We start from the raw sequence: 13,130 nt of genomic DNA on the forward strand, positions 1-13,130 counted from the left end.
TGCCCGACGATCCGCGCATCGACCACACGTCCCGCAAACCCGGGGCCCGCAAGCCGATCGACTAGTTGGTGGTGGTGATGCCGGTGGCGATCTTCACCACGACCTGGTCGGCGGTGACCTCGGAGACGGTGATGTTCATGCCCTCGGCGGACTGGGTCTCCCCGACGGGGACCACGATCTGCTGCCCGGCGATCTTCAGCGTGGCGGCGTTGCCGTCCACCGCGACGAGTTCGGCATCGATGCCCAACACGCTGGCCTTGGCGTCGACGCCGCGTTCGAAGGTGATGGTGCAGCCGTCGATGTGGCAGTCGGCCTTGCTGCCGGGGCCTTCGACGGTGCAGGCGGCCGCGCCGAACGAGCTCAGCACAGCGAACAGAGACAGGGCGAGGAACCGTCGAGCGCGCACGTCACCAGTGTAGGGGCGGGTACGGTGGATCCGACCCACAGACGCCGATCGACAAGGAGACGAATCATGATGCGTGCCATGCTCGCAGCCGGACTCGCCGCGCTGACTCTCGGTGCTCTTCCCGCCGTCGCGTCCGCCGACGACCCCGAATTCCCCCGCAACGGCGTGATCCCGCCGGGGACGTATCAGATCACCCCGCACCCGGCCAACATCTTCGGCTCGCCTTGGGCGAACTGCGATCTCCAGGTCTCCCCGGACGGGGTCGGCGTGGTGATGGCCTGCGGCGCCGCGACCCGCGGCGGTCAGCAGAGCCCCGTCGGGCCGGACCGGACCGACGTGCGCTTGGACGGGCTGCCCTTCGGCTTGGCGCTGAGCGATATCGACCCGCGCCAAGGGCTGTGGATCGGCACCGTGAAGGTCACGGGCACGACGATCGAGGTGCCCTACAACTTCGCCGGGATCTCGCTGACCCGCCGCTGAGACGTCAGTCGCGGGAACGGCGCGGGCGCGCGTCCCACAGCCGGGCCAACGGCCTGCGGTGGTGCGGACGCGCCCGCGTCGCCCAGCGCGGATTGTCCTCGTCGCGCCGGTAGGCGGCGACCTGGCCCGCCACGGTGAACCGCAACCGGCGGGATTCGCCGAGCACTTCGCCGTCGGCGGCGACCGCCTCGGGTTCGTCCAGATGCACGATCAACTCGCGCATCTGCCGTTCGCTGTAGACCTTGCTGTGCCCGATCGCGGCCAGCAGCAGCGCGGCCACGGCGCGCGTGCGGGAGAACTTCAGGTCCGCGCGCAGCCATCGCACGTCGAGCAGGCCGTCGTCGATGCGGGCGCGGAAGGCCGGGATCGCGCCGTGCGGGTGGTAGACGCCGTTGCCGACGAAGACGAACCACACGTCGTGCCATTTCTCGTTGAGCCGCACCCGGATCGGGGCCGAACGGCGCAGTGTCACCACCAGCGCGGCGACGAAAGCGGGCCATTTGCCCCAGCGGTCCTGCCACTTCTCGCGCAGGCGCACCAGATCCGGGTACGCGCCGAGGCTCGCGGTGTTGATCCAGTGGTGGGTGCGGTGCCCGCCTTCGGTCTCGAGTTCGAGGCCGGCGATGTCGACGCCGACGGCCTCGCCCGCACCGGTGGCGTCGACCACTTCGAGCAGGTCGTAGACGCCGAGATCGCGGGCGAAGTGGTTCAGGGTTCCGGTGGGGATCACCACCATCGGCAGGTCGCGGCGCAGGGCGACGGTGGCCGCGGCGGCGATGGTGCCGTCACCGCCCGCCGCGCCGATCGCCACCGTGGTGTCGGCGCTCGCGGCGAGCAGCGCCTCCTCCAACTGTTCGACGCAGTCGCGACCCGCCTCGGTGCGCAGGATGGTCGCGGCGGGCAGGGCGGCGGCGATGTCGTCGGTGGGGTCGTAGCCCGGCGCGCCGGAGACCGGATTGACCAGCAGCACCAGACCTTTGCCCTCGGCCAGGACCGGCACCTCGCGCACGATGTGCGCCTCGGCTTCGTCGGATTCGCGGACCGGCCACCACCGCTTGGTCGCCACGGCGACCGCGCTGCCGATCGCGGCGCCCACGGCGACGTCGGAGGCCCAGTGCACCCCCGTGTGCACGCGCGAGTAGGCGACCGTCGCGGCCAGCGGGGCGACGATCAGCGCGGTGCGCGGGCTCTCCATCGCGACCGCGGTGGCGAAGGCCGCCGCGGACGCGCTGTGCCCGGACGGGAACGACGACGACGTGGGGCGTTTGATGAGCCGTCGTTGCAGCGGAAGCAGTTCCGCCGCGGGCCGCCTGCGCGCCACCAGCGATTTGAGGACGACGTTGACCAAGAAGCTCGACCCGGCCACCGCGACCATGCCGCGCAGCCCGGCCCGGCGCGTCGCCCCGGGGCGCACCGCCAGGCCCGCGGCGATGCCGGACCACAGCAGACTGTGGTTCGCCGACCGCGTCAACCGCAGCATCCCGGCGTCGGCCGCGGTGATCGGCAGGCACGCGACAGCGCCGCTGACGGCTTTGTCGAGACGACCCACCGTGCGGAATCTCTGACCCAACCACTCGCTCACCCGATCGACAGTACCCAGCGCGTCGACGGGCATTCGCGGCGCGACCGAACTCACCACCACTGCGTGAGTTCGCCCAACCTGCGCCCGAGTTCCGGCGCGAGCGACCGCGCGTAGCTGGCGGTCAGGTGGTGCTCGTCGCGGTAGATGAGGATGTTGCCCTCCACGACGCGGCAGCGGTCGGGTCGGCAGATCGCGTCGGACATGTCGAAGGGGAACACGTTCGGGTAGGCCGAGGCCGGTTCGTCGGCGGGATTGCGCGGATCGAGCGCCGAACTGCGTTCGACGCCGCAACTGAACGCGGTGCCGCGGTGCGCGAGACAGTCGACGGCCCGGTAGAACACGCCGTCGCGGCGCAGTCGAGGCGTGTCGCGGACGGCCAGTACCCGCAGTCCGCGATCCGACAGCGCCGACCACACGTCGAGGTATTCCGGCGGCACTTCGTCGCCGTCGGCGTGCATGCGGTACCGGGTGGCGGTGGTGAAGACCCAGTCCGGGCGGGTCTCGGCGAGCCGGTCGAGTACCTCCTCGGTCCACTCCCGGCATTCGGGGAACGGGTATTCGGCGTAGGAGGGCTGGTCGGACAGGGTGAGCGGACACCCTTCCTTCAGATAGGTGACCACGCGGAAACCGCGGTCGCGGCCGAGCATCTCGAAGGCGGGCAGCCAGTGCTCGGAATGCGAACCGCCGACCACCGCGATCGCCCGCGAGGCCGCCTGATCGCCGTAGGTGCACACCCTGACCTCGCGATTCGGGGTGATGCAGCCGTCGTAGGTGGGGGAGGGCGCGTCGGCCGCGGCCTCGAACACGGTGGGTCGCATGGTGGCCTTCTGCTGCTGCACGGCATCGCTGAGCAGGGTGGCGGCGCCGGGATAGTGCTCGATGTCCAGCGCCTGCGGCGGATGGGCCGGGTTGGCACGCAACAGCATCTGCCAGCCGAACGCGCCACCCAGAACTGTGAGCCCCGTCGCCACGATCACCGCCCCGACCGCGCGGCGGTAGCCCGGCCGGCTCGTGCCCGCCGCGCCGGACCGCACCCGCAGCGGCGATTCCACCAGCGCGCGCGTCAACCAGGCCAGGACCAGTGCGCAGCCGACGATCAACAGTCCGTCGGTGAGCCCGGGGGTGCGCTGCCCGTTGTTGGCGAGCCAGAAGATCAGCAGTGGCCAATGCCACAGGTAGAGCGCGTAGGCCAGGTCACCGAGTTCGACGCACGGCCTGCTCGCGAGCACCCGGTTCGGCCACGGCAAAGCCCCGCCCTTCCCGCTGCCCGCGAGGATCAACGCGACCGCGGCCAACACCGGGAACAGCGCCGAGGGGCCGGGGAACAGGTTCGCGCCGTCGAACAGGACACCGCAGCTCAGCACCGCCGCCAACCCGAGGGCGGCCAGCAGCACCCGGATCGGTCGGGCGAGCGCCGAGCCGGGGAGCACGATCGCCACCGCCGCGCCCGCCAGCAGTTCCCAGGCGCGCGCGCCGCTGTCGTAGTAGTTCCACGCCTGGTGACGATCCGAGCCCGCCGCCGCGTACCAGAACGACACCGCGCCGAGCGCGGCCACCAGCACGAGCAACGTCCCGCGCCGCGCGACCGGCCGGAGGCCGCCGGTCAGGATCGCCCACGCGGCGACCACCAGCAGCGCCGCCAGATAGAACTGACCCTGGATGGCCATCGACCACAGGTGTTGCAGCGGGCTGACCGAGGGATCGGCGGCGGCGTAGGTCAGCTCGGCGCCCGCCAGATACCAGTTCTGGTAGTAGAGCGCGGAGGCCAGCGTCTGGGCGGAGATGTCGGCCCACTGGGTGTAGGGGCGGGTCAGCGCGGTGACCAGCAGCACACCGGCCAGCACCACGAACAGCGCGGGCAGCAACCGTCGAGCAGTGCGGCGCAGCGTGGCGCCCACCGCGACCCGGCCGTCGGACTCGACCCGGCGCAACAGCATCCCGGTGAAGAAGAAACCCGACAGCACCAGGAACACGTCCACGCCGCCGGAGACCCGCCCCAGCCAGACGTGGAAGCCGACGACCAGTGCGATGGCGACACCGCGCAGACCGTCCAGATCGTGCCGGTAGGCGGCGTCATCGGGTCGGCGGCCCGCACCGGAACGCCGTGCGACCCGCGAGCCCGAGCCCGCCGTTGGACCCGGGCCGGTCGTCGAATTCGATGTCTGTGCGAACACCCGTGACTCCCCGCCGTAACCCGCGCGACTGCTCGGCCGAGCGGGATCTGCCGACCAGATCTTCCGATGGATCTCTCCGATGGACCTCCGCAAACGATGCCGTACCGGGCACACGGCAGGCAAACCGGAGATGTCCCGCGAGCGTACGCGAGGTTGCGGCGTCGCGGCCCGCGCCCCGCGCTGCCATGGTGCCCGACTACCCGGGGGCGGCGTGATCACCCGTGCGGGGTGATGTCGGCCGGCGTGACGCGGGCCACGATGGACACCCGATCGCCGTCGACGGGAGTGGATATGGCCGAGACGACCCGGCGCAACGTGCTGACGCGCGTATCGCCCACCCAGTGGTTGGCGCTGGGCCTGACGGTGCTGGCGGTGCTGTTCGTCGTGGAGAACCGCGACAAGGTATCGATCGAGATCCTGCTGATCAGCATCAGCGCGCCGATGTGGCTGATCCTGCTGGCGATGTTCCTGATCGGGTGGGCAGTGGGACTGCTCACCCGTCGCCGCACCGCCCGCAAGTGAGTCCCGCGGTCAGTTGACGACCGTGCTCGACCACTCGTCCAGATCGCCGCGCAACCCGTACTCGAGGTGTTTGAGCCCGCAGCGGATGCGACTCTTGACCGTCGGCAGCGGGATCCCGAGCAGATCCGCCACCTCCCGGTAGGTGCGATCGCCGTAGAACGCCAACGCGATCGACTCGCGTTCGAGCGCGGTCAACCGGCCCAGGTGACGGCGCACCGACTGGTGGTCGAACCGGATGTCGACCTGTTCGGTGACGCTGTCGTGGCCCGGCCGGAAATCCGCCGCGCCGTAGGCGGTGTCCCGGTCGGCGCCGGCCTGCTCGGCGCGCACCAGATCCACCGCGCGACGATGGGTCAGCATCATCAGCCACGTCATCGGCGCGGCGCGGCGGTCGTCGTAGCGGTGCGCCGAGGTCCACGCCTGGAGGTAGACCTCCTGGGTGATCTCCTCGGCCATCGACGGACTGCGCACGATCCGCACCGCCAACCCGTGCACCCGCCGGTGGGTGGCGCGATAGAACTCGGTGAAGGCGTGTCGATCTCCCGCCGCCATGGCGGCGAGCAGATCGCTCAGATCGTCTCGTCCGGTTCGCTGGGTGGTGACTGTCATCGCTGGCTCCGCATCGAAAGCTGAAGGTTCGCTGTCCAGTACTCGTAGCGCAGTTCCCCGTGTCGGGGCGGCAGTTGTCGGTCACGTCCGCCTGCCGTGCGGTTTCGTTTGTTGCCTGTAAGAACGCACTTTTCGTGCTCTTCGTGACCGGTCCGGCTGCGGGGGAGATCGCTCGACGATGGGCGACACTGGAGTTTGCCATGACCGCGAACTGCACTGTATGGGCAATCGTCGGCACTCGGATAGGTATTACACATGTGGACTACTGGCCGATAGGCGAACCGTCAGCTATCCAAGCATTCGTGAAAAACGGTTCTGACCGGGCGATTTCATGGGTTGCGGTCGAGATCGCGACGGGGTGCCGCGACCTCGCCGTGATCGTTTCGGTATGTGCGCGGGCCCATCCGACCGGTCCGCGAGGGGTGCCGATCGTTCCGTTGTCGGGTGCTTGCCGACGCCCGCGCGGCTTGCGTAGCCTCGGGACGGTGACCTGATTCGTGTCCGCGGCGGTATACCGAGGGGGAAGTCATGGCGATCGCTCGTCTGGCCGGTGTTTCACTCGACAGCGACGACCCGATCGGGCTCGGGCGCTTCTATCGCGCACTGCTGGATCTGCGCCTGCTGCACGAATCCGACGACGTGGTGGTGCTCGGCGCGAAGGGCGTGGCGCTGACGGTCGAACGGGTCGCCGAGCACAAGCCTCCGGACTGGCCGAACGACGCGGTCCCCAAGCAGATGCACCTGGACCTGTACGTGGACGACTTGGACGTCGCCGAAGCCGAAGCGCTCGCGATCGGGGCGCGCAAGCCGGAAACCCAACCCGCGCCGGACAAATGGCGGGTGCTGCTCGACCCGTCCGGCCACCCGTTCTGCCTGACGCTGCCCGCGTGAGCGCCGAATCCGGTGTTTGAATCGCGCGTGACGCGGGTAACTCTGTGTCGATCAGGTGTATTGCCTGGTCGGAATGTGTTGCGCCCCCGGCAGGAATCGAACCTGCGACCTAGGGATTAGAAGGCCCTTGCTCTATCCAACTGAGCTACGGAGGCAACGCGTTCCACCTCGGTCGGCTATCGACCGTGCTGTTCGGCACGGTAAGTATAGCGACCGTCCAGGTACTAGGTTCTCAGCGTGAGCAACGGTGTGGCACCTCGGTAGAGCGAGCAGGGCGCGCCGACCACGGCGGTCGGTCCTCTGACAGGGTATCGGGCCGAGCCCGAAGGGGCCACGCGAGAGGGTCCCAACTACGCTGAGTCGTATGTCGTCGCAGGACCCGTCCACCGAAACCGGAGCCTCTGACCCGGTCGGACAGGGTCCGGCGGGCAACGCCGCCGCGCTGACCGTCATCGCGGGCGCGGTGTCGGCGGTGGTGGCCGCGCTGGTCGTCGGACTGTCGGCGACGCAGGCGCTGAGCCTGCTCGGCATCCCCGATCCCGGCCCGCTCACGACCTACGGCCTTCCGGCGCTGCGCGCGCTCGCGGACCTGTCGGCGGCGTTGACCGTCGGCGCGCTGCTGTTCGCGGCCTTCCTGACGCCGCCGCAGTCGAGCGGACTGCTCGACGCGGGCGGATACCGCGCCTTGCGCCGCGCCTCGTGGTTCGCGCTGACCTGGGCGTGTTGCGCGGCGCTGCTGGTGCCGTTGACGGTGTCGGACACGACCGGGCAGCCCCTGGGGCAGGTGTGGCGGCCCGAGCAGCTCTGGCGGGCGATCGACCAGGTGGATCTGGCCGAGGCGTGGCGGACCACCGTCGTGTTCGCGCTGGTGGTGGCCATCGGATGCAGGCTCGCGCTGCGCTGGGGATGGACGCCGTTGCTGTTCGGCGCGTCGATCCTGACCATGATGCCGCTCGCGCTGACCGGGCATTCCTCCTCGGGCGGGTCGCACGACGTCGCGACCAACAGCCTGATCCTGCACCTGGTCGCGGCCGCGATCTGGGTGGGCGGGCTGTTCGCCGTCCTCGCCCACGCCGTGCGCGGGGGAGCGCACACCGATCTCGCGGCGCGCCGGTTCTCGGCCGTGGCCACCGTCGCGTTCGTGGTCATCGGGATCAGCGGCGTGGTCAACTCCTGGGTGCGGGTGCCCGCCGACGAGTTGTTCACCTCCACCTACGGCCGGTTGGTGCTCGCGAAGGCGGCCGCGTTGGTCGTGCTCGGCGTCTTCGGCTATCTCCAGCGCCGGGCCGCGTTGCCCGCGCTGGCCGCGAACCCGCGCGACCGCGCCGCGCTGGTGCGTTTCGGCGGTGTGGAGGCGATGATCTTCGCCGCCACGATGGGCCTGGCCGTAGGGCTCGGCCGCACTCCGCCGCCGCCCCCGCGCACGGTGCCCACCCCTGCCGAGGTCGAACTCGGCTACGACCTGGCAGGCCCCCCGACGGCGGCGCGACTGCTCTTCGACTGGCGTTTCGACTTGATCTTCGGCACCCTCGCCGTGGTGCTGGCGGTGGTGTACCTGCTCGGCGTGCGACGCCTGCGTCTGCGCGGGGACGCGTGGCCGGTCGGTCGCACCGTCGCCTGGCTCAGCGGATGCGCGGTGCTGCTGCTGGCCACCTCCTCCGGGGTGGGCCGGTACTCGCCGGCCGTGTTCAGCGTGCACATGGGGCAGCACATGGCGCTGTCCATGCTGGCCCCGATCCTGTTCGCCCTGGGCGGCGCCGTCACCTTGGCGCTGCGCGCGCTGCCGGCCGCCGGTCGCGGGGCCGCCCCCGGTCCGCGCGAATGGATCCTCGCGGCGGTGCACAACCCGGTCTCGCGGTTCCTGACCCAGCCGATCGTGGCCTCGGTCATCTTCGTCGGCGGCTTCTACGCGCTGTACATGGGCGGGCTCTACGACACGTTCGTGGATTCGCACGGCGCGCACCTGCTGATGAACATCCACTTCCTGCTCAGCGGCTACCTGTTCTACTGGGTCGTGATCGGCATCGATCCCAAGCCGCGCCCGGTGCAACCGCTGACCAAGCTGGCGATGGTGTTCGGTTCGCTGCCCTTCCACGCCTTCTTCGGCATCGTGTTGATGAGCATGACCACGGTCATGGGCGGCTGGTTCTTCCGCGCGCTGGATCTGGACTGGAACGGCGACCTGCTCGGCGATCAGCGCGCGGGCGGCAGCTTCGCCTGGGCAAGCGGGGAGGTCCCGCTGGTCGTGGTGATGCTCGCGCTGCTCATCCAGTGGTCGCGCAGTGACACCAAACTCGCCAAACGCACCGATCGGGCCGCCGAACGCGACAACGACGCCGATCTCGCCGCGCACAACGCCATGTACGCCCGACTCGCGAAACGAGATCGCGAGGTACGCAAGTGAATTGCGGGCAAACACCGCACCGGCCCACTCGGGACCGTGTGGTGAGCGGATCGCCGCGTCCTCGGGCACGATGGACTCCGACACCCGGGTGGCGACGCGCCGGAAGATCGTGAGTGAGCGGAAGACTTGGCTGTGACTGAATCAGGCATCGGCGCCGGAACGGACCGGCCCCGAGGCCCCGCGGACCGCACCGCGGAACCATCGTGAGCGGGCTGGTGCCCGTGGAGGACGGACGGGAAGCGGTCGAGGCCGCGCCCGCCGGATACGACACCTCGGGGCGGGTGTCGCGTACGGATGTGCGGACCGCGCGCAAACGGGTGGCCGGGCGGGTGCGCAAGACCCCGGTCTTCCACACGAGCGTGGCCGGGCCCGCCGGTCCGGTGCCGGTCTCGCTGAAACTCGAATACCTCCAGCACGGCGGCACGTTCAAGGTGCGCGGCGCCTACAACACGCTGTTGGGCGCGGCGGTGGTGACCGAACGCGTGGTCATCGCCTCCGGCGGCAACGCGGGGATCGCGGCGGCACTGGCGACCTCGCAACTCGGGATCGCCTGCACGGTGGTGGTTCCTGAGTCCGCCCCGCACACCAAGGTCGCGGCGATGTGGTCGCACGGGGCCGAGGTGCTCTGGCACGGCGCGGACTACACCGAGGCCCACCGCTACGCGAGCGATTTCGCGGCCGAACGCGGAGCGACCCAGTTGCACGCCGAGGACCTGCCCGCGGTGGTGGCCGGTGTGGGCGTGGTCGGCCTGGAACTCGAGGACCAGGTGCGCGGCAGACCGCCGGTGCTGGTCGCGGTGGGCGGCGGCGCGTTGGTCGCAGGGGTCGCGGCGGCCCTGGGGCGACGGCAGCAGGTCATCGGGGTGGAACCGGTCAGCGCGCCCGCCCTGCACACCGCCCTCGAATCGGATCGACCGCGGTCGGGGGCGCGCGGTGACGACCCGCTCGCGGAGCGGATCGGCGGGGTGAGCCTGGGGATCGCGCGTCGATACGGGGTGCGGTCGCTGCTGGTCACCGACGATGCCGTCACGGCCGCGCGCGACTACCTGTGGCGGGAGTTCCGTGTGCTGGTCGAATCCGCCGGTGCGACCGCGCTGGCGGCCGTGCAGAGCGGGGTGTACGTGCCGCTGCCCGGTGAGCGTCCGGTGGTGGTGCTGTGCAGCGCCAACAGCGAGGTCGCCCTTCCCTGAGGCCACCGTTCCCCCGGGATCGCGGCGAAACGATCGCTGTCCACACCCGGGGAGTTGTCCCCAATCCCGTCGCGGGCCCGTCCCGCGTCCTCGCCGACTGCCAGGCTGGAGGGACCTCACCGAGGGGGGAGGCGAGGCCGGGCAGCAACGTCCCGGTCCGGATGCGAAGGGGCGGAGAACATGTACGAAGCGATGGCGACGGTGATCGGCACGGTGGTCACGCATCCGGTCACCCGGGCTCTGCACTCCGGTGAGCGGGTGCTCAGCTTCCGGATGGCGAGCAATTCGCGGCGCTTCGACCCGGCCTGCGGCAACTGGGTCGACAACGGCACCCTGTTCCTGACGGTGACCTGCTGGCGCAGGCTGCTGTCCGGGGTCGAGGAATCGCTGCGGCGCGGTGACCCGATCCTGGTCTACGGGCAGTTGCGCTCGCACGAGTACCGCACCAGGGACGGGGTCGAGCGGCGCGACCTGGAGATGCGCGCCAGCACCGTCGGGCCGGATCTGACCAGGTGCGCCGTGCGATTGCTGCGCGGCGGCGAGGAGTCGGGCGGAGAGTCCGGCGGCCACGACGGGGGCGTGATACGGAATACTGGGCGGGGCTCGAGCGCTGAAGACGAGGCACGCCTCGCCGATGCGGGCGCCGTGGCGGGGGAGTCAGCGGCGGTGCCGCCCTCGGCGCCGGAGCGCAGCGCCGAACCGGAGTCAATCGACGCCTGAGCCTCGGATTCGACCCCCGACCGCCGAGCGGAATCCAGCCCGCCCGTGTGCCGGCCCCACGACCCGTGTCGACCTCGACGCGGTGGGGTGGCGCTGCCCGATACCACCGTTCCCCTGACCGATAGGCTTGCGTATATGGCTGAGTTCATTTACCAGATGAAGAAGGTTCGTAAGGCACACGGCGACAAAGTCGTGCTCGACGACGTCACCTTGAACTTCCTTCCCGGCGCCAAGATCGGTGTCGTCGGCCCGAACGGCGCCGGTAAATCCAGCGTTCTGAAGATCATGGCCGGACTGGACCAGCCGAACAACGGCGATTCTTTCCTCGCGCCGGGCGCGACCGTCGGCATCCTCCAGCAGGAACCGCCCCTCAACGAGGAGAAGACGGTCCGCGGCAACGTCGAGGAGGGCCTCGGCGAGATCAAGGTCAAGCTGGACCGGTTCAACGAGATCGCCGAACTGATGGCGACCGACTACTCCGACGAACTCATGGAGGAGATGGGCAAGCTCCAGGAGGATCTCGACCACGCCGACGCCTGGGACGTCGACTCCCAACTCGAGCAGGCCATGGACGCGCTGCGCTGCCCGCCGCCGGACGAGCCGGTCACCAAACTCTCCGGTGGTGAGCGCCGCCGGGTCGCGCTGTGCAAGCTGTTGCTGAGCAAGCCCGACCTGCTGCTGCTCGACGAGCCGACCAACCACCTCGACGCCGAATCGGTCAACTGGCTCGAACAGCACCTGGCGCAGTACCAGGGCGCGGTCCTCGCCGTCACCCACGACCGGTACTTCCTGGACAACGTCGCGGGCTGGATCCTCGAACTCGACCGCGGTCGCGCCTACCCGTACGAGGGCAACTACTCCACCTACCTGGAGAAGAAGGCCGAACGCCTCGAGGTGCAGGGCAAGAAGGACCAGAAGTTGCAGAAGCGCCTCAAGGAGGAGCTGGCCTGGGTCCGTTCCGGCGCGAAGGCCAGGCAGGCCAAGAACAAGGCGCGTCTGGGCCGCTACGAGGAGATGGCCGCCGAGGCCGAGAAGCACCGCAAGTTGGATTTCGAGGAGATCCAGATCCCCGCGGGCCCGCGCCTGGGCAGCGTCGTGGTCGAGGTCTCGCACCTGGACAAGGGTTTCGGCGATCGCCAGCTGATCAAGGATCTGTCCTTCACACTGCCGCGCAACGGCATCGTCGGCGTGATCGGCCCCAACGGCGTCGGCAAGACGACGCTGTTCAAGACCATCGTCGGACTCGAGGCGCCCGACAGCGGCGAGGTCAAGGTCGGCGAGACGGTCAAGCTCAGCTACGTCGACCAGAACCGCGCGGGCATCGATCCGAAGAAGAACGTCTGGCAGGTCGTCTCCGACGGACTCGACTTCATCGAGGTCGGCAACCAGGAGATGCCTTCGCGTGCCTACGTCAGCGCGTTCGGCTTCAAGGGCCCCGACCAGCAGAAGCCCGCGGGCGTGCTCTCCGGTGGTGAGCGCAACCGGCTCAACCTGGCGCTGACGCTCAAGCAGGGCGGCAACCTGATCCTGCTCGACGAGCCGACCAACGACCTCGACGTCGAGACCCTCGGCTCGCTGGAGAACGCGCTCGAGCAGTTCCCCGGCTGCGCCGTGGTCATCTCCCACGACCGGTGGTTCCTCGATCGCACCTGCACCCACATCCTGGCGTGGGAGGGCGACAACGACAACGAGGCCAAGTGGTTCTGGTTCGAGGGCAACTTCGAGGCATACGAGGCCAACAAGATCGAACGCCTCGGCCCGGAAGCGGCTCGCCCGCATCGGGTTACGCACCGCAAGCTGACCCGCGACTGACCCGTGGCGGCGGGGGAGCGAGGGCGCCGCGTATCGCTCTCCCGCCGCGTCGGTTTCTCGAAGGAAATGCGGTTGAGGTCGGTTCATCCGACGCGCCGCCGAAGGAAATGCGGACATCCTCCCCTACCCGCCGGTACTGGATAGGGTGGGTTACGTGCATGCGCCGGTGCTGTTCGAGGAGTGGGTGGAGCCCAGCTTCGACGCACCGTCATGACGGTCGCAGGATCCGATCGGATGCTGAACCGGGTCAGGAACCCGGCAACTATGCGGCGAACTTCGCAATCGTGGTGAACACCCTGGGATTCAAAGGGATTTCACCCTGTTGTTTCCGGCGCACAGC

General features: G+C 69.6%; 11 protein-coding genes and 1 tRNA gene. 7 read left to right on the forward strand and 5 right to left on the reverse strand.

The window, feature by feature from the left end:
• Positions 1-61 precede the first annotated feature (61 nt).
• Entirely contained in the window at positions 62-406 is a 345-nt protein-coding gene (locus ON30_RS07085) for a hypothetical protein (protein WP_040705054.1), read from the reverse strand.
• Between the two features lie 66 nt (positions 407-472).
• Between ON30_RS07085 and ON30_RS07090 the strand changes: the two genes are divergently transcribed.
• Positions 473-886, forward strand: coding sequence for a hypothetical protein (locus ON30_RS07090; RefSeq protein WP_040705057.1), 414 nt, complete (start codon positions 473-475; stop codon positions 884-886).
• Between the two features lie 4 nt (positions 887-890).
• Here ON30_RS07090 and ON30_RS07095 read toward each other — a convergent pair whose 3' ends face one another.
• Positions 891-2,468, reverse strand: coding sequence for a bifunctional phosphatase PAP2/diacylglycerol kinase family protein (locus tag ON30_RS07095; protein WP_245553963.1), 1,578 nt, complete (start codon positions 2,466-2,468; stop codon positions 891-893).
• 50 nt (positions 2,469-2,518) lie between these two features.
• Positions 2,519-4,642 carry an acyltransferase family protein gene (locus ON30_RS07100; protein ID WP_083911197.1) on the reverse strand — a complete coding sequence of 708 codons (2,124 nt, stop codon included), beginning with the start codon at positions 4,640-4,642 and terminating at the stop codon, positions 2,519-2,521.
• Positions 4,643-4,933: 291 nt separating this feature from the next.
• Here ON30_RS07100 and ON30_RS07105 point away from each other — a divergent pair, with 291 nt between their 5' ends.
• Positions 4,934-5,164, forward strand: coding sequence for a DUF1049 domain-containing protein (locus ON30_RS07105; protein WP_051029026.1), 231 nt, complete (start codon positions 4,934-4,936; stop codon positions 5,162-5,164).
• A 9-nt stretch (positions 5,165-5,173) separates the two neighbouring features.
• Here the strand turns inward: ON30_RS07105 and ON30_RS07110 are convergent, their stop codons facing one another.
• Positions 5,174-5,773: a sigma-70 family RNA polymerase sigma factor gene (locus tag ON30_RS07110; protein WP_083911198.1), complete on the reverse strand. Its 600-nt coding sequence runs from the start codon at positions 5,771-5,773 to the stop codon at positions 5,174-5,176.
• 528 nt (positions 5,774-6,301) lie between these two features.
• Between ON30_RS07110 and ON30_RS07115 the strand changes: the two genes are divergently transcribed.
• Positions 6,302-6,664 (forward strand): VOC family protein, encoded by a 363-nt coding sequence (locus ON30_RS07115; protein ID WP_040705059.1) that lies wholly within the window; start codon positions 6,302-6,304, stop codon positions 6,662-6,664.
• Positions 6,665-6,745: 81 nt separating this feature from the next.
• Here the strand turns inward: ON30_RS07115 and ON30_RS07120 are convergent.
• Positions 6,746-6,819: transfer RNA gene (locus tag ON30_RS07120), tRNA-Arg, on the reverse strand.
• A 209-nt stretch (positions 6,820-7,028) separates the two neighbouring features.
• Between ON30_RS07120 and ON30_RS07125 the strand changes: the two genes are divergently transcribed.
• From ON30_RS07125 to ettA, 4 genes are all read left to right on the forward strand, one after another.
• Positions 7,029-9,068: a bifunctional copper resistance protein CopD/cytochrome c oxidase assembly protein gene (locus ON30_RS07125; protein WP_040705061.1), complete on the forward strand. Its 2,040-nt coding sequence runs from the start codon at positions 7,029-7,031 to the stop codon at positions 9,066-9,068.
• A gap of 203 nt (positions 9,069-9,271) precedes the next feature.
• Positions 9,272-10,258 carry a serine/threonine dehydratase gene (locus tag ON30_RS07130; protein ID WP_245553964.1) on the forward strand — a complete coding sequence of 329 codons (987 nt, stop codon included), beginning with the start codon at positions 9,272-9,274 and terminating at the stop codon, positions 10,256-10,258.
• Positions 10,259-10,438: 180 nt separating this feature from the next.
• Positions 10,439-10,978, forward strand: a complete 540-nt coding sequence (locus ON30_RS37215; protein WP_083911199.1) for a single-stranded DNA-binding protein — start codon at positions 10,439-10,441, stop codon at positions 10,976-10,978.
• A 135-nt stretch (positions 10,979-11,113) separates the two neighbouring features.
• On the forward strand, positions 11,114-12,790 hold the full coding sequence (gene ettA / locus ON30_RS07140; protein WP_040705063.1) for an energy-dependent translational throttle protein EttA: 1,677 nt from the start codon (positions 11,114-11,116) through the stop codon (positions 12,788-12,790).
• The last annotated feature ends 340 nt before the right edge of the window (positions 12,791-13,130 follow it).

It is taken from the genome of Nocardia takedensis NBRC 100417 (assembly GCF_000308695.1).
Classification (GTDB): domain Bacteria; phylum Actinomycetota; class Actinomycetes; order Mycobacteriales; family Mycobacteriaceae; genus Nocardia; species Nocardia takedensis.